Here is a 17,687-nt window from a genome sequence, read left to right as displayed (position 1 = left end):
GATCATCACGTCGGGGGCCTTTCATATGTATCAAGAGGAACTATGCCGCGAATGGGAAAGCCTTGTTTGATTCGAACGTGCTGATCGACTCCGTGAATGGCATGGAGGCGGCGAAGGACCTTGTCATGGATTGCGTCCGCAAGTTCGTGGTTGAGGACGCAATCGTAAGGTTTCTCACCCGCTCACGCCAGGTGCGCTGGAATTCGCGCTTACATATAGACTACTTAACCTTTGGGCTAGAATCTGACCAATTTCAGTGGCCGGTCCAGGCCCTCCCATGTCCCTATGTTTGCAATGTATATTGCATATTTCAATATTTTTAAGAATATAAGGTTTCCAAAGATCAGGAGAGGCTAGCGGAATTGATTCATCATCCGCTATCGTGGCATAAAAAAACAGTGCGTCGCCACAATAGATAGGTATTGAAGCTTCTTTTAAAAGACGATGATTATTTTTGATAACATCCCGAGTTTTTCCCCATAAATAATCTCCTACATTTGGGATGCTGTCATCCCCATACCGGGACAGCAGCTCAATATAAAATTCCTTTTGAATTTTATCTGGATCATCAACTCGCTGAGCATAATCTGGATAGCTGTCTAGCAAAGCCAGTAACGACACGCTTTCACCTTGTTGTTCTAGTTGCGACGCCATACTATGGACTACATTGCCGCCGAAAGACCACCCTAGCAGATGATAGGGCCCGTTAGGCTGAATGCGGCGAATTTGCTTGATGTAGTCCGCCGCCATTTCATCGATTGTTTCCGCAAGTGGTGAAGCGCCATTGAGTCCTCGGGCTTGTAAGCCATAAACGGGTTGATCAGTATCTAAGTAATTTATCAAATTCCTATAGAGCCAGCTTAAGCCACTGACGGGGTGAACGCAAAAAAGAGGTGGCCGGGTACCAGTGGGTTGAATAGGAAGCAAAACAGCGAAGGCGTCATCGCGAATACCTGTTTTTTGAACTAAGCGCTGTACCAGTCCCGCGATGGTGGGAGTTTCGAATAGCGAAAGGATAGTAATCTCGATACCCAATGTAATGCGGATGCGTTCAATCATCCGAATAGCGAGCAGTGAATGCCCTCCAAGCGCGAAGAAGCTGTCCTGACGCCCTACTCGCTCCACGCCCAGCAATTCGCCCCAGACGTCAGCAAGCGTAGTCTCGAGTTGGCCCTGCGGCGCTTCATATTTTTGAAGTGCAAGTGCACCCGTGTCAGGTACCGGCAACGCGCGGCGATCTAGCTTGCCGCTCGGCGTGAGCGGAAAAGCATTGAGCTGTACGAATGCACTGGGGACCATGTATTCAGGCAGGCTAGCTGCTAGATGTATGCGGAGCGTGTTGGCCAGTTGTTCGTCTGCATCCGCTATTACATAGGCTACTAAGCGTTTATCCTGATCCTCGCCTGTCGCTAGTACCACCGCATCACGCACCTGCGCATGCCGAGCCAAGCATGCCTCGATCTCACCTAATTCAATTCGGAAGCCACGAATTTTGACCTGATGGTCGTTGCGGCCCAAAAACTCCAAGTTGCCGTCTGGCAAGTAGCGTGCCAAGTCTCCTGTCTTATACATGCGCGCATCGGGTTGATCCGAGAATGGGTCGTGTACAAAGCATTCAGCAGTGAGCTGCGGACGGTTCAGGTAACCGCGTGCCACTCCTTCTCCGCCAATATACAATTCGCCCACTGCGCCTAGTGGCACTGGCTGGCCACGAGCGTCAAGCAGGTAAACTCTCGTATTTGCGATCGGTCGGCCAATCAAAACATTTTTTGCTGTCCATTTTACTGGGCAGGTCCAGACTGTTGTACCAATAGAGGTTTCGGTGGGGCCATACAAATTATGCAGTTGCACCTGAGGAAGCAGTGCTCGGCAAATTTGAATATCTGCACTGGATAACGCCTCTCCACTGCAAATTAATTGCTTTAAAGATGTACAGTGCTGGATACTTCCACTATTGAGAAAAATACGAAGCATGGACGGCACAAAGTGAACGGTGGTGACACGCTGCCGTATAATCAAGTCCACTAATGCAAAGGGATCTTTGTGCGCGTCCGGCGGCGCTACCACAAGGGTAGCGCCGTTCATTAGAGTCCAAAAAATTTCCCAGAGAGAAACGTCAAAACTAAAAGGCGTTTTTTGCAAGACGCGATCAGTAGGCGTTAAGCTATACGCCAGTTGAGTGCTTTTCAGTGCTTGATTTTCTGTAGATGGTTCAGTTTCAAACAGACGCACAATTTGTGCATGCTCGATCATCACACCCTTTGGAGCACCGGTCGAGCCGGATGTATAAATCACATACGCGAGATGACTAGGGGTAAGCTCGGAAACATTGGGGTTGATGCTGGAGGATTCTGGCAATACAGCCGGATCGAGCACGGTCAGCGAATGGAGAATTGTTTCCCCCAATGCGGCACGGCCAGCCGCATCGGCTAGCAGAATGGCTGGTGCTGCATCTTTAAGGCAATAGGCGAGGCGCTCAGATGGATGCCCTGGGTCAAGCGGTACATAAGCACCACCCGCCTTTAGGATTGCGAGCAACCCCACGACCATTGCAAGACTGCGTTCTACACAAATTGCGACACGTACGTCCGGTTGAACGCCCAGTTCGATCAAACGATGTGCAAGGTGGTTGGCCTGAGCATTCAATTGTGCATAGTTGAGTGTTTGATTTTCGCATACCAGCGCAGTGGCTTGCGGCGTGTGCTCAACCTGGGCTTCGAACAACTGGTGGATGCACATGTGCTTTGGATACGGTTTTGTAGTCGCATTCCACGTTTTGAGCAAATGTTTTCTTTCCTCGCTGGATAATATTTCTAGTTGACAAACTGGCATATCGGGCGTGTATTCGAGCCCTTCGACTAAGCTCTCCAGCGCCTGTTGCATATAACTGCATACGTGGGCAGGGTCGAACGGCTGTGCAATTTGAGCTGTCAATCCCAGTGCAGTGCCAAAATCGTCCACCGACAGTATAAGAGGATAATTGGTACGCTCCTCAAAACTTAGGAATTCAATGCCGGGAGACGTTTCGCTCTCAACCGTCTGTATTGCATTGTGTCGGTAGTTCAACAGCGCACTAAAAAGTGGTGTACCCGCTAGTACGCTACTGCAGCGTTGTGCAAGCGTCAGCGACGCATGCTCATGCTCGAGCAGCGCAGCTAGCCGCGCTTGCGTGTTTCGCACACTATCTGCCACGTTGTCACTGTCCAAATCCACACGCAACGGCAGTGTATTGACAAATAGCCCCATTGCACTGTCTGCGCCGTCGCCTGCGTGCATCCGTCCAAACAACACTGTACCAAATACCACACGCTGCTGGCCGCTTGCACGAGCGAGCACCTGCGCCCAGGCCAGATGACACAAACTGGCTAAACTTACGTCTAACCGTTTGGCTTGAGCACGTAGCCGATCATTTAAAGCTTGCGGTAGCCTTTGATGTGCCTCGGTAATTTGTGTGCCGTCGTGATGCACGTCGGCCAGTCCGAACGGTAGCGTCGGTTCTTCCACGTCGGCAAGCATCTCGGTAAAGAAACGCTCGTGCTCGACTTGCGATATGCCTAAGTACGCTTGCGCAACCAAGTTGCGAAACGGCTGCGCGGGTGGCAGCGTATCATCCCGACCTTCGATAAAGGCCTTGACTTCCGCATGCATGACTTCCAGCGTCGAGTGATCGTGAACGAGATGATGCAATAGTTGAACCAGCAGCCAACGACCGTCATTGTTCTGCGTAATCACAAACCGCAACAACGGAGCTTGAGTCAAATCGAGGCAGTGTTGCCGGGGATCAAAGCGTTGGGCCAATTGCTCAGTGATCTGTCCCTCTTCCGGATCGAGAGCGAGCTCGGTGATTGACAGCGGGGCGTGACGCCAAACGACCTGCGCAGGGGTGGATAGACCTTCCCAGAAAAACGCGGTACGCAGAATATCGTGTCGGTTGATAACTTGTTGGACCGCATTCAAGTAACGGTCGAGCATCGCTCTGTCATCAAACGCCATTTGGGCGATCAGCAAATACGGATCACCATCGGTCGACAGCAGATGGTGAAATAAAATACCGTCCTGCATCGGCGACAACGCATAAATGTCTTGAATATTTGCGACGCCACCGGGGACCTGTTCGACAATTCGGTCAATGTCAGCCTGGTTAAGGTTGACCAATGGCAGCAACTGGGGGGTCAGCGTTGTAGTCTCGAGTGTAATGAGATTGGGCGGCACGGCCACTTCACAGTGTTGGCCTAACGATTGGGCCAGCTTGCTGAGTGTGGGCGTGTTGAATAGTGTGCGTACCGACACGGTAAGGTCGAGGCGTCTGAGACGTTCAATCATCTGCACGGCGAGCAATGAATGCCCGCCGAGCGCGAAGAAGCTGTCGTGACGACCCACGCGTTCGACACCGAGCAACTCGGACCAAATTTGAGCCAGCGTGGTTTCGAGCTTGCCCTGTGGCGCCTCATACGCTTGATGCGCGAATGCCTCCGCATCCGGCGCCGGCAGTGCGCGCCGGTCCAACTTGCCGTTCGGCGTCAGCGGCAACGTATTAAGCCGCACGAATGCACTGGGCACCATGTATTCAGGCAAACTCGCAGAAACATGGGCGCGCAAGGTGCCGGACAGCGCATCATTGGCCTCCGCCACTACATACGCCACCAGACGCTTTTTGCTGTCATCACCCAGTGCCAGCACTACCGCCTCGCGTACTTGCGCGTGTTGGGCCAAGCAAGCCTCGATCTCGCCCAATTCAATCCGGAAGCCACGAATCTTGACCTGATGGTCGTTGCGACCTATAAACTCTAAATTGCCATCGGGCAAATAACGTGCTAAATCGCCCGTCTTGTACATGCGGGCATTCGGGGTAGCCGAGAACCGATCAGGCACAAAGCGTTCAGCAGTGAGATCCGGCCGGTTCAGGTAGCCGCGAGAGACACCCGCGCCGCCGATATACAATTCGCCGACCGCACCTAGCGGCACCGGCTGACCGTAGGTATCGAGCAAGTAAATGCTCGTGTTCGCAATCGGTCGGCCAATCGGGATGCTCCGACTCGGAGTGACGCTGCGCACTTCATACCAACTCGCATAGGTCACCGTTTCCGTTGGTCCATACACATGCAGCAAGTGCCGCGGCTTTGCTTCCTGCAAAACGCGAGACACGCATTGGGGATCTGCCGCTTCTCCTCCGAATAACAGATAATGTAGATCACTAAAGGCATCAGCCTGTTCTTTAGCGATTTGGTTAAAAAGCGCCGTTGTTAAAAAGAGCACGGTCACCCCACGCTGTTTGAGCTTACGAGCCAAGGCAGACGGAGAAAGTAGGCTTTCTCGATCGATAATCTCGATGCGAGCGCCGTTTAATAGGGGTGCCCAAATTTCGAAAGTTGCTGCATCGAATGCCACGTTCGATGCGAATGCAAAGACCGCTTCCGGCTCAACCTGTACGTAATCAGTTTCTTGGATCAGTCGGACCACGCCTTGATGGTGTGCCATCACACCTTTAGGCGTACCAGTCGAACCGGACGTATAGATCACATATGCCAAGTGACTTGGACTTAGGCCTGGCACCCGCGGATTTGTGTCAGGTTGGTCCAACACTGTGTTCGGATCCAGCACGATACGGTTGGCCAGAGCCGCATCACCCAGTGCGGCGCGCCCCGATGTATCGGCCAGCACGATCTGCGGTACCGCATCTTGCAGAATGTGCGCGAGCCGCTCCCTCGGATACGCCGGATCTAGCGGCACATAGGCGCCCCCAGCCTTCAAAATCGCCAGCAATCCCACTACTATCGCAGGACTCCGTTCCACGCAAATCGCCACCCGCGCATCGGGCTTCACGCCCAACTCGATTAGCTGATGTGCCAAGCGATTTGCCTGAGCATTAAGTTCAATATAGCTGAGCTTCTGGCCTTCATGCACGAGTGCCGTAGCCTCGGGTAGGCGAGCTACCTGCGCCTCGAACAACTGATGGACACACGAATGCGCTGGGTAATCCCGTTGTGTTGCGTTCCATGTATTGAGTAGTAGTTCTCGCTCGGCTGATGGCAGCAAGTTTAATGTTTTAGCTGGCTTGTCAGCATGATCGGCATTCAGTGACGCATGTCCCAACTCGCGTATATGTTCGCTGATGCGCTGGACCTGAACAGCATCCAAACGGTTGGCATCATATACCCAGCGAAATGCTCCAAGTGAATTAATTTGAAGCGTTATCAGCGTACCAACTGCGTCCGTGCTAGAAATCAGATAAGACTGCGTTTCATTAGGTAATACCGACACTGCCACTGGCCAAGGATGTTTTGCACGCAAGGCGGGCAAATCACGAAGTACTGGGGAACGGGAGGCTAGGTCGCGCACAAATGTGCGATGTTTCTCAAGGCGAGCGTACTCTGCCTGAATGTTGGCCAAATTCCTTGCAAAAGGTTCATTCAACTCTGCCACGATGTCCATGGGCACCACTGAAGCCAAGCAGGCGAGGGTATTTAACGAGTTGTAGGCTTCATTGACGTGCCAGCCAATCTGAAATTTCGTTTGCGCCGTCAGACGGGCCAGATAGATCGAAAATACAGTAAGTAGCGCTGTCGCTGTCTGATTTGATGCATCTTTCTCTTGCAAGGGCGGGCACCATGCGCTCGCTACCCATTCAGGTTCGGTGCTATGCTCACGTTGTCCAAAAGGCAACTGTAAAGGCTGTAGGCATGCCAAGCGTTGTTGCCAGAAAGCTTCGTGGGGCGCTAGCCTTTCATGAATCTCAGTGATCGAATCGGCTTGTTTTTGGGTCAGCTCGGGTAGTCTATCGCCTTGACTAATGCCTGACTGTATTGCTAAATCCTGGGCGGGCAAAGGCTCGCCCTCAAGAGTGGAAAAGCCGCTAACTAACACATCTTCGCTACCCGTCGAAATTTGCCAGGCGTGAGGCTTGATGCTGATCACCGTACCAGCTACAGCGCTGGAACGCTGGTCCAGTCTCGTAACACGTGCCACCTGTACCGTACCTTGTTGAAGCAACAACTTCGGACAGCCCAACGGATTGAAATAAAGCTCGCCAAACGTCAGCGCACGCACCAATGCAGATAAATCCCGAGCTGGACTTATCCAGCGCAAATAGGCGCCAGCCGGAGGGCGACGGTGTTTGGCATAGAAACTGCGCTGGGTCGGGTCTTGCGAGCGTACGACTAATGAGCATTGGCTTAAACCAGATAACAATTCATTAAAACTTTCTCGCGCTGCCTGATAACATTTTAGATTTAATGTTAGTGCGGTCTCGTCTGCATCAATTACAATAGGACGTTGGACTGCAATATGCCCGGCATCCACCGCTGCGGTAAGGTAATGCCAGGTAATCGCGTAATGAGATTCATGAGCCAACAACGCCCAAGAAGTGGCATGAGTGCCTGCGTAACGGGGCAATGGCGCGTCATGGTAATTGAACGCGCCATTGCGGATGTTCTCAATCAGTGACGCTGGCAGGATGAACGGATTAACGACCGAAAATAACCAATCTACCGGATGCTGTCTGATGTTGTTGTTTAACGAATCAACCGTATCGACACAAAGTATCCCCTCATGATTTGCCCATGCTTTTAACACTGCGTCGGTTGCCAATACCACTTGGACGACATACCCTGAGGCAACAAGTTGCTGCGCACAGTGTACAGCCAATGTAGTGCCGCCCACAATTGCACACCGGCGCGATGGAGCAGAATGCTCTTTAGTCTGTAGCGCAGGGCTTTGTGCTCCGAGTGAAGAAGAATGCACTACTTCAGTTGGGCCAGAGGTTTCAAGCTTAGCAATTTGATTATTCATATTAATTTTGCACTCGTTCAATATAAGGGAATGGCTTTACCACTTAGCATCCAGTTTGCGCTGCGCTATTGTGGCGCACGCGCATCCGATACGAATGCCTAGCCTCTAGCACATTGGAAATACAACCAGCTCGGTATGGGTGCCATTTAAGACTGGCAGGCTATCATCTGCTAAGCGCGGCACTGCCTGCGCAGATATAAAAATCGCTTCACATCGTCGTTTAACTCACTGAGAATAACATTGATTGCGTTAATTGAATACGGCGTCATTGCGATTTATTTAATGATTATCTAATTTTATGTTTTGCTGTTGGTTGGCCCTTTTAAAATTTGCAAATATTGCTTGCTTATCGAATCATTTAAATTCGATAAGACATTGTGCTTTTGGTAGGATGCTGCAATGTTTCAGATTGCGACTGAAATGAGGGGGATTTTAACGATGTTCCCGCTCATGAAAGCCATTGTCTGGATGTATATCTAACTAAAGCACCATTGCGTCACAGTTTGCACAGTGGTTCGAGACAAGAGAGATAGGAAAAACGGATGTACCGCGTAAGGACAACGTGGCTTGGACTAACTCAGAGTACTTCGTCATTGCGTTTACTCCAGACATCGCCTGTATAAAACGGCAGTCGCGGCTGCCGACGAATCACCCCATTCTTCTGATAATCCACACCGCGTACGGGAATGAAGTCCCGTTCCCAAGTGCATAGGTTTCCAATGAGGTGAAGTCACTATAGAACTAAATTGGGAACCATCCAAGCAATTTTTCTTTTCAAAAAACGCCAGAATCAGTATAGAAAAGCACGTAAGCAGTGTGTGCCGATAACTGGAGATGGCAGTATAAGACAAATGATGTAATAATCATGTTGTTTGCATCTATAAAATTTATCCGCCTGAAAAAATAAATTTTTAAGTGCATCTGCGACGCTTGGTTTGCGGGTTCCATCGGAAACACCAGATGAGCTGGTGTCAACGTCGGACGTAATGTGGTTTTCCCACTTCCTGGCTAGTGAGGATGACGGTCAAACACGATATCTCATCACTCGGACACCGGCGTGGATTTTTCCTTCAACGCCTGTTGCCCACTCCCCGCATGGATGTTTTTGGAGGGGAACGGTCGGGTCCAAACGATGCTTCGTTTGCTCAAAGGCCACGGTGATGAGCCATGCGCAGCGACACCGCAGCCGCCCATCATGGGCATCGTTGACGGGCTATTCAAACGTGGCTCTTGCTACGCTACTCTATTGACCGATCTCCAGAAACGCCGGCTACTGGATCTGCTGCCGCCGCGCGGTGCAACGACGGCGGCGAACTGGCTAAGTCGTCATTGCGCAGTTCAGTTTGTGTCGCGCGGTCGCGCCGGCGCCTATGCCGAAGGCATTTCGCGTGGTGATTCACATGGCCATGCTAAATCGCGTGTCGAACTGATGCTAGCCCACGGCACAAACTTCACACAAAGTGTGGAAAAGCCATTTTTAGCGTGCTGCTGACAGCATGTCTTCCGGCGTTCGCAAGCATTCGTTTCATAAGCGCTCATGTCCGTGATGCCGTGCGCTTCACGCGTATGCCAGGATTTGGAACGCGCTGGCAGGTGTCTTGCCCTATCGTCGCGGGCCGAACGGGCATGAAGGGGCGGCAGAGCCGCTGAGGCTGACGCGCCTGGCAGCGTCATTGCATGTCGCCCAGTAGATGGCTGCCTGAGCCCGATAATCAAAGCTTTCCCGAGGCGTCGGGCGCTGGCGGCCGCCGGATTGTCGTGCGCGTCAGCGCAATCGTCATCGAACATTAACAATCATCAGCCTTCTCTGTAAGCCGTAAGCTGTGCGTTCAATGCACCGTGCTCCATACTGTTCGATGCGGCATCGGTGAAAGCCGGGGAATCGTCCTGCACACCGGCGCCGGTGATCTCGTGGCAGGTGCCCCATTCGGCTAGCCGGCGACGGTGCCGCGCGGAACCCGCTATCATCCGCGCGTCGGTCTTATCAACAGGAAGGGCAGCGTGGATAAATTCACCAGCATTCGGGTGTTTCGTGAAGTCGCCGAAGCGGGCAGCTTCGTGAAGGCGGCCGAGCGCTTAAATATCTCGACTGCGATGACGAGCAAGCATATCGCCAGCCTCGAGCGTGAACTCCATGTCCGGTTGCTGAACCGCACCACGCGTCAGATGAGCCTGACTGAGGCAGGCAGCGTGTATTACGAACAATGCTGCGAGGCACTGGACATTTTGCAGGCCGCTGAAGCGGCGCTCGGCGCACAGAACAGCCAGCCGCAGGGTGTGCTGAAAGTCTCGGCGCCGGGCTGGTTCGCGACGCGGCGATTCGCGGATCTGGTCGCGGCTTACCAGCACAGGTTTCCCCACGTGTTGATCGACCTGCGGCTGGAAAATCGCTTTGTCGACCTGACGCAAGAAGGCTATGATATGGTGCTGCGCGCCACCTCTGAGCCGTCGCCGTCGCTGATCGTGCGGCCATTGTGCGAAGTGCCGTTTCTGCTAGTGGGCGCACCCGATTACCTGGCCCGGCATCGCATGCCGCGCGAGCCGCTCGACATCGAGGCGCATCGGATTGTGCTGCCAAACTATACAAATCTGGACAGGGTTGAGCTGTCAGGGCCGCGTGGGCGGTTCACAGTCAGGAACCGCGCGGTGCTCAAGACCAACGACACGTCGATGGCGCTGCAATGTGTTAAGGCGGGGCTGGGCTTGGCGTACCTGCCGGAGTGGATTGTCACGACTGAGGTGCGCGACGGTGCACTGCTCAAGCTGCTGCCAGACTATGTGTTGTTCTCGCCGCGCGTGTACGTCGTCTACACGAGCCGCAAGTACATGACGCCGAAAGTGCGTACTTTCATCGATTTTTTGTCCGAGGCACTGGGCTCGGGGGCCATGCCCGCGTCGGACGTCGCTCGATAGCCCACTGTGGCAGGCAGCTGGACCGACCATGTGCGTAAGGTGCCGCGCAGCCTGCGACATTCCGCTCAATATTGCACTGCGCAAAAAGAAGTAATATTGACGAATCTTTAAGGGGGCGATGATGACTGCTACCCTGACACGATGACTCATTGCCGCATTCCGCGTATTGAGCCAATATAATCATGTAAATAAAGGTGGTGACGTAAGCATCAGTCCGGAGTTCCGACGTCGCGCCAACGTCTCCCCAAAAGCGGAAGATAAGCGGGATGGATGATCGGATTCTTGAACAGGGGAACGGAATGGGTGAAGAATCGAGTCACGGTGGGCGACCGTCGTCGCCGGGCGCGCGTGGCGAGCGGCCGGATGTCGACCATCTGGATGCCGCGCTCAACCACGTGGACACACAGCTTTCGTCAGGCCATATCGCAGCCGGCGCAGCCAAGGGTATCCTGTACAGCTTGATCGAGACACTGGGGGCGCTGGTCGGTGATCCGGACCTACCGGATCACGCGCGGTCGGGCTACGAGGGGTTGCTGGAAACGGCGCGGGCGTTGCGCGCGCGGCTTGGCAAGTAGCGCTGTGGCCGCTTGGTTCGCGGCCAGCACCGCTTGTCACTCATAACAGGGACCAGCCGGTGCCAGCCGTCACGCGTCTGCACGCGCACACGGCCAGGGACGGGGGCGAGCGACTGCACTATGACCAATAGCCTGCATGCTTTCAAGTCGTCTTAAAAACGCATCATCCGTTTGTACACTGCGCATCCCCCGCCTCGAGGCCGCGCTAACTTCGCTATTCCGTGGGTCCGACGATGAGCAGCCTGTATGACATGGAATCTCCGTATTAGACAAGGCGATGTCACCCGGGCGCCTTCGGACAGGATACGTGGCATTGTGTAGCGACCCTGACGATCTCGGTTTTAAGACAGATTTAAGCGACCGCTCCTATTCTGGCAGGCATTGTAGCAGTCATGCCGACGAGGAGCGCAATCGATGAAAACCAAAATCCTGTCGCGTAGCGCCGTTGCCGTCGCGGTGGCGGCCGCGTTATCGGCCGGGTACTTCGCTGGACACAAGGACATTGAGCCTGTGCAGTCGGCCCATGCCGTTCCGATGATGCCGGCCGAGGCCGCCGCGAAGACCGGCGTACCTGATTTCTCCGGGTTGGTTGAAACGTACGGCCCGGCAGTCGTCAACATCAGCGCGAAGCATATCGTGCGACAAGCCGCACAGCGCGGCCTGCCGTTGCCACTCGACCCGAGTGATCCGTTCTTCCAATTCTTCCGCCGCTTCTACGGGTTCGGCGGCAATTTCGGCCCGCAGCAGGAGGTACCGAGCAGCAGTCTGGGTTCGGGCTTCATCATCAGCAAGGACGGATATATCCTGACGAATGCGCACGTGATCGACGGCGCGAACGTGGTGAGCGTGCGATTGACCGACAAGCGCGAGTTCCGCGCGAAGGTGGTGGGCAGCGATAAGCAGTCCGATGTGGCGGTGCTCAAGATTGACGCGAGCAACCTGCCGGTGGTGAAGATCGGCGATCCCAAGCAAAGCAAGGTCGGTCAGTGGGTTGTCGCGATCGGCTCGCCGTATGGTTTTGACAACACTGTGACGTCGGGCATCATCAGCGCGAAGTCGCGTGCGCTGCCAGACGAAAACTATACGCAGTTTATCCAAACCGATGTGCCGGTGAATCCTGGCAATTCAGGTGGGCCGTTGTTCAATCTGCAGGGTGATGTAATCGGGATCAACTCGATGATTTACTCTCAGACCGGTGGTTTCCAGGGCCTGTCATTCGCGATCCCGATTGATGAGGCGATCCGTGTGAAGGATCAGCTAGTGAAGACCGGTCACGTCAGTCGGGGGCGGTTGGGCGTGTCGGTGCAGGGCGTGAACCAGGCGCTGGCAAACTCGTTTGGCCTAAAGCAGCCGCAGGGTGCGCTGATCAGTTCGGTCGAGCCCGGTGGGCCGGCCGCAAAGGCTGGGCTGAAGGCAGGCGACGTGATATTACAGGTCAATGGCGCGCCGGTGCTAAGCTCGTCGGAACTGCCCGCGCAGATCGCCGCGATGCAACCGGGCACGACTGCAAAACTGCAGGTGTGGCGTGACAGGAGCACAAAGGACGTGAATGTGACACTGGGCGCGTTCACAAACGGTAAGCTCGAGTCCAACGATGCGCAAGGCGCGACGCAGGGCCGGCTCGGTGTCGCGGTGCGCGTATTGACGCCGCAGGAGCGACGCGCAGTGCAGGCCCAAGGCCTGCTGGTGCAGGATGTTGCAGGCCCGGCAGCGGCTGCCGGCGTGCAGCCTGGCGATGTCATCCTGGCGGTGAACGGCCAGCCGGTCACGACGCCCGCCCAACTTGCATCAAGCCTCTCGCGGGCCGGTAGCAGTGTTGCGTTGCTGGTGCAGCGCGACAACGCACAAATCTTTATACCGGTTGACCTCGGCTGACCCATCATGCACCGTGGCTGCAGGGTTGGCCGTGGTTTTCTTGTTTGCGGTGTTCGAGCCACGCGGCGAAGCATGCGCCGGCGCCTAGGCCTACTACTGCGGTCGCGTGCTCGATAACGCGCAGCCACGCGCGCCGCTGCGCATCGTGCCGCTTGCGGCAAATACCATGGAATGAACTGCGCGACGACGCGGTGGTCTCGATGCTGGAGCGTTATGTGATTGAGCGCAGCGAGGACTTATTGAGCGCCAATTCGGGTACGCTGCAGCCGCCGCATGCGGCTTCGTGACCGACGACAGTCTCTTGCGCCCAAGGACGAACTGCTACAATGGGCAGACTCCTTTTAAATAACAAGCAACATGGGTTTTGAGCAACTTGCCGCGCTGAAGCAGCAACTCGCTGCACAGGCTAGACAGCAACGGGCTGAGCAGGTGAAGCAGCGTACGGAACAAGGCGAGCCGCAGCATGCCGAACAAGGCAAGCAGCAGGGCAAGCAACACTCTGCGGCTTATCATGCAAAGCGGGCACGAACCGGGCAGGGCGGCCAGCAGCGGCCCGTTGCGCAGAGCCACAAACCGGTCGATCCGGTAGTGGAAGCGATCTGGCGCTTGCAGAAGCATTTTCCAAAGTCTTTTCCTAAAAAACCCGAACCGAAGCTGCCGCTCAAACTCGGTATTCATATCGATGCGATGCAGCACGCGAAGAAGCTTGGACTGACCGAAGCGCAGATCAAGGATGCGATCGCGACGTGGTGTCAGGGTAGTCGTTACTGGAATTGCCTTGTCGAACATGCTGCGCGTGTCGATTTGCAAGGCAATCCTGTGGGTGAGGTTTCGGCGCCGCAGGCAGCGCGCGCACGCTGGCTGGCGTCGCGGCGCTCGCATCCGCATGGCGGTGTCAAACGGCAACGCGCCGAGGCGAAGACCGGCACGGCATGCTTGTCAAACGAAGCGCGGATAGCAAAGACGTCGCCGCAGCCGGCGCAGCAGCCATCGGCACACGCATCGGTGGACGCGCAGCAGATGGAATGCCGGGACCCTCAGTCGGCCCAAGCGCATCGAACGGCCCAGGACCCGAAGACAAATTTGGAGTGAGGCCGGGGAGATTCTAGCTGCTGCGCCAGTGCAGCAGCGATGCGCATCATGACGTGCACGAGCGTTTGGCGCTGACCATATCACGCAGTCTTGTTGTTTAGCTGCCGTGTCCGAACACACCTGCATCGTGATACGTAACGGCATAGTCAGCATGTTTAGCTTATAAAGGTAAACATGCAAGGTATGCGTAAGCTTGCTGTCATCATATAGGCATCCATATTATTATATAAATGCCTATATGATTTACATGACTAAATTATTTTGTTAAGGGCGGCGACAGTAGATAGTGCGTTAGCCATGAGCCCGTTTCGTAGTAACACGTACTCGTAAGGGCGTTGTTTAGCAAAATATGCTCTGGTTTGTCCACTGGAGAAAGCAGCCGCAACGCTGTTTGCTTTTTAATGAATCCCTTCAACGTTTTTTCTCACGCTCATTCTTCCCCCGCTGCGAATTTTCAACAACCGGACGGTGTAACGCAAACAGGCGTCGACGCCACATCGCGTCAAGTACAGCCACGCGTCCATTCGTCATCTCGGGCCCTTCAGGGGGCGATCATGACCTGGTCGTCGGACCCGTCAATAAGGACCCTAGCAAATTCCTCCAGTACTAGAAACTTTCAACAACCGGACGATGTAGCGCAAACAGGCGCCGACGCCACATCGCGTCAAGTACAGCCACGCGTCCGTTCGTCACGTCGGGCTCCTCAAGAGGCAATGATGACGTGGTCATCGGACCCGGCAAGGATGACCCTGGCAAATAGTAGCCAGCTTCGGCAAGATGGGGGCCAGCAGTTCTCTGTAATTAAGCCGGTCGACTTTGCGGAATTGGATGATGCGTTGGATGATGACATTCGGCGTCCGTTCGCTTCTGAAAACCATACCCGTTTGGATGATACGAATGTATGGACACGGGGGCGAACTCGCAGCGGCTCACCCATTCGAAGCCAAACGAGGCCAACACGACGTGATGAACCGGATATGGTTGAAGAGCGGTCTTTACCGCGTCCACCCGTCAATGTTCCATGGCTTAGCAATGTGTTCCGGCGTCTTCGATCGCCTTCAGCGTCTACTCAGCAGCAACTGTTAACAGAGCAGCATGCCGGAACCAGCGTAGATGCTAGTGGCACGACAATCCAGCCATACCTTGCTGCGCTCAACTCAAGCGCACCTGCTGGTGCTAGCATTCGCCCAAATTTTATTTTGTCACAAGAAGATAAGCAACTTTTATTCAATATAGATAGACGCTTTGCCGCTTTAGGGGAGGCTTGTCCAAAATTTAGGTATAAAAAATCCGAAGAAGGAAATTTAGTCCGCATTTTGATTTACTTTGCTGGATGGCTAAATGTAAAGCATGAAGGCAGTCTTGTTGCTTATTTGAGAAGTCAACCGGTTACGGATCCTTCAAATATTTATAATCCAACTAATGTATTTTCGCTATTTAAAAATGATGATAGTTTTAAGCTGAGCAGTGGTTATAGGTCTAAAATTGATAGGGCTGTTAATAAACTTAAATATTTGCTTGAATGGGAGAAGGGAAGGCAGTTGTCGCAAATAACGGGTTATGATAGTCTTTTTGTGGAAAATTCTGCGGCGTCTGACTTGGCTAGTGACGCGCGCAATATAGTTAGTCTCCGCTTGAAAATGTCGCAGCCCAAAGAAAAAGATGCTGATATTCTTCATGCGTTGAGGAACTCAAGACATTGCGATACGTTGTTGAGAATAAAATTTTTTATTGAGAAAGAATTTGGAGTTGATGAGTCGTTAAGTATTATAAAATCAGAAATTGATAGAGAATTTACCGATGCACTGGAAACGCTTTTTAAGGCTGATGGAAGTATGAAGCCGACTTATAAAAAGGACTTTAAGCCGTCAATTGATATTTTGCGTGGAAAAAAGAGGTCTTCAATAGCGAAGAACTACGATAGATTTTTATCTGAAAAAGACAAAAAAACTTCTGATAATATTTATAATTATTGTAAGGCTAATGGAATTGGCCTTGGGTATAACGAAGACAAGATTAAGTCGTTAAAAATTTTTTCTCGTTGGCTAAGTGGAAAAGGGTTATATATTTGCTTGGCGGATGTCTTAACCGGTATCCACAGCAGAGGGCAAGTTGATGCGCTGATGGATCAATATGTTGTCGATGAGGAGGTCGATTGGAGATTTAGAAGTGTTATAAAAGAATTTGTTGAGAGAATTAGGGGTGACAAAAATTTAATGGATGTATTGGATAATGATGTCGGTGCGCATAACAGCGCTAACGCTTGAATTGTGGGCTGATTAAGCGGTGCATGAGCTGCAAAGGATCGCTTAACCGCAGCTGGCTCATAATTGCAGTTGGCCCATCATAATAAGAGCAAGTGAAATCGATGATCGCATTTTTGCTCGGCACTGGTGACGGTTGTCGATTAATATTATAATCCAATGCATGCGGTCTGCAGCCTCAAAAATAAGTGCGAATGCCGTCGACTTTTGCGCACCGGGCAAGTCTAATATGAGCCACGCCAGCCTTCTGAGTGGCTCAGCGCGCAACGCAGAGTGTGCGCGGATCCGTTCAATCTCGGCTAATAATTGAAGTGCTGATGCTAAATCAAAATTACTCTCTTTTAGGTGCAGGGCGCGTGCATAGCAAAGATAGCGTAGCCGCCGTTCTCGCAGCACGTGGTATGTGCGCCTGTCCACGGTCGATAGATCACCGATAAGATCAAAGGGTAGGCAGTCGGCCACCTGCTGGATGATTTCGAGCGGCAGATCTCGGTAGGTTGTCGGACGGTTTTTACGAACTATTGTCGAGCCATTTACTGGTTCTTTGGCTTGATTTTCCGTTGCACAGATCATCGGCTCTTTCAACGTACATGTGTTCTCGGGCGCCATCTGGCGTAATGAGCCAGGCGGTGCGGCTGCAGTAGCATGTTGGTTTTGCTGGCTCTGCATTGCGCACATAGCCACTTGAGCGTTGATAGATGCAAGGTTAGGATCAAAGTCCATGGGTCATTTTATTAGGTTTATGTTTGAATAGGCATGCGGATGGTGTCATGGGTACAGACACTTGTCGTTGCACTGTGAATGCATCGCGGTGCCTGGGCGTTCAATGCACTAGTCGTGCAATTTACCACAATGGGAAAAATTAAAAGCACCGAGGTGCAAAATGAAAGCTAATGAAAAAACGTTACCAAGTACATAGGCTAAGCAGTATCCATTAATTTTTGGTCTGATTCATAATGTCCGACGTGTTTTTAAACAGCATCATGGCGGGTTAATCAAAAGTTGACGCATTGGCGTGAGACATTCACCGCGCGCGCTGCGATACATGAAAGCGTGCGGTAAGTACCTGTATGGCGCGCGGGCTGCGCATGGCGTGTAAACTATTGGCAAGAGACGGAGCGTTTGGCCCGAACGCCCCGTTTGCATTGCGTTTGGTAATACAATTGATGCCCTGTGGGCG

At 53.1% G+C, this 17,687-nt stretch carries 10 protein-coding genes; 7 read left to right on the top strand and 3 right to left on the bottom strand.

Features of this window, described 5'->3' with window-relative positions; translation table 11 throughout:
• Positions 1-174 precede the first annotated feature (174 nt).
• A complete protein-coding gene (locus RBRH_RS13860) occupies positions 175-7,788 on the bottom strand; it encodes a non-ribosomal peptide synthetase (RefSeq protein ID WP_013428717.1) in 7,614 nt (2,537 codons plus the stop codon).
• Between the two features lie 1,057 nt (positions 7,789-8,845).
• Between RBRH_RS13860 and RBRH_RS13855 the strand changes: the two genes are divergently transcribed.
• The gene (locus RBRH_RS13855) at positions 8,846-9,280 is read left to right on the top strand and encodes a transposase (RefSeq protein ID WP_013428715.1); all 435 of its coding nucleotides are present in this window, start codon (positions 8,846-8,848) and stop codon (positions 9,278-9,280) included.
• Positions 9,281-9,585: 305 nt separating this feature from the next.
• Here the strand turns inward: RBRH_RS13855 and RBRH_RS19335 are convergent, their stop codons facing one another.
• Complete coding sequence (locus tag RBRH_RS19335; RefSeq protein ID WP_013428713.1) at positions 9,586-9,756, bottom strand: hypothetical protein; 171 nt, start codon at positions 9,754-9,756, stop codon at positions 9,586-9,588.
• Between the two features lie 33 nt (positions 9,757-9,789).
• Here RBRH_RS19335 and RBRH_RS13850 point away from each other — a divergent pair, with 33 nt between their 5' ends.
• The 6 genes from RBRH_RS13850 to RBRH_RS17935 all read left to right on the top strand — a co-directional run bounded on the left by RBRH_RS13850 (position 9,790) and on the right by RBRH_RS17935 (position 16,510).
• A complete protein-coding gene (locus RBRH_RS13850) occupies positions 9,790-10,701 on the top strand; it encodes a LysR family transcriptional regulator (RefSeq protein ID WP_041755019.1) in 912 nt (303 codons plus the stop codon).
• 299 nt (positions 10,702-11,000) lie between these two features.
• Complete coding sequence (locus RBRH_RS13845; RefSeq protein WP_041755018.1) at positions 11,001-11,276, top strand: hypothetical protein; 276 nt, start codon at positions 11,001-11,003, stop codon at positions 11,274-11,276.
• Positions 11,277-11,690: 414 nt separating this feature from the next.
• Positions 11,691-13,151, top strand: a complete 1,461-nt coding sequence (locus RBRH_RS13840) for a DegQ family serine endoprotease (RefSeq protein ID WP_013428710.1) — start codon at positions 11,691-11,693, stop codon at positions 13,149-13,151.
• A gap of 152 nt (positions 13,152-13,303) precedes the next feature.
• Positions 13,304-13,438 (top strand): hypothetical protein, encoded by a 135-nt coding sequence (locus RBRH_RS21460; protein ID WP_370645100.1) that lies wholly within the window; start codon positions 13,304-13,306, stop codon positions 13,436-13,438.
• Positions 13,439-13,508: 70 nt separating this feature from the next.
• Complete coding sequence (locus tag RBRH_RS13835) at positions 13,509-14,243, top strand: ProQ/FinO family protein (protein WP_013428708.1); 735 nt, start codon at positions 13,509-13,511, stop codon at positions 14,241-14,243.
• Positions 14,244-14,986: 743 nt separating this feature from the next.
• Entirely contained in the window at positions 14,987-16,510 is a 1,524-nt protein-coding gene (locus RBRH_RS17935; RefSeq protein WP_157864541.1) for a hypothetical protein, read from the top strand.
• A 57-nt stretch (positions 16,511-16,567) separates the two neighbouring features.
• Here the strand turns inward: RBRH_RS17935 and RBRH_RS13815 are convergent, their stop codons facing one another.
• Positions 16,568-17,230 carry a hypothetical protein gene (locus RBRH_RS13815; protein WP_013428706.1) on the bottom strand — a complete coding sequence of 221 codons (663 nt, stop codon included), beginning with the start codon at positions 17,228-17,230 and terminating at the stop codon, positions 16,568-16,570.
• Between the last annotated feature and the right edge of the window lie 457 nt (positions 17,231-17,687).

It is taken from the genome of Mycetohabitans rhizoxinica HKI 454 (assembly GCF_000198775.1).
Classification (GTDB): Bacteria; Pseudomonadota; Gammaproteobacteria; order Burkholderiales; family Burkholderiaceae; genus Mycetohabitans; species Mycetohabitans rhizoxinica.
Note: the sequence above shows the minus strand (reverse complement) of the source record. Positions and strands in the feature narration are given on the sequence as shown.

Excerpts from the sequence above, each read along its gene's own strand:
- RBRH_RS13860 (WP_013428717.1), bottom strand. The coding sequence starts at position 7,788 with ATGAATAATCAAATTGCTAAGCTTGAAACCTCTGGCCCAACTGAAGTA.
- RBRH_RS19335 (WP_013428713.1), bottom strand. The coding sequence starts at position 9,756 with ATGATAGCGGGTTCCGCGCGGCACCGTCGCCGGCTAGCCGAATGGGGC.
- RBRH_RS13845 (WP_041755018.1), top strand. The coding sequence starts at position 11,001 with ATGGGTGAAGAATCGAGTCACGGTGGGCGACCGTCGTCGCCGGGCGCG.
- RBRH_RS13840 (WP_013428710.1), top strand. The coding sequence starts at position 11,691 with ATGAAAACCAAAATCCTGTCGCGTAGCGCCGTTGCCGTCGCGGTGGCG.
- RBRH_RS13835 (WP_013428708.1), top strand. The coding sequence starts at position 13,509 with ATGGGTTTTGAGCAACTTGCCGCGCTGAAGCAGCAACTCGCTGCACAG.
- RBRH_RS17935 (WP_157864541.1), top strand. The coding sequence starts at position 14,987 with ATGACCCTGGCAAATAGTAGCCAGCTTCGGCAAGATGGGGGCCAGCAG.
- RBRH_RS13815 (WP_013428706.1), bottom strand. The coding sequence starts at position 17,230 with ATGGACTTTGATCCTAACCTTGCATCTATCAACGCTCAAGTGGCTATG.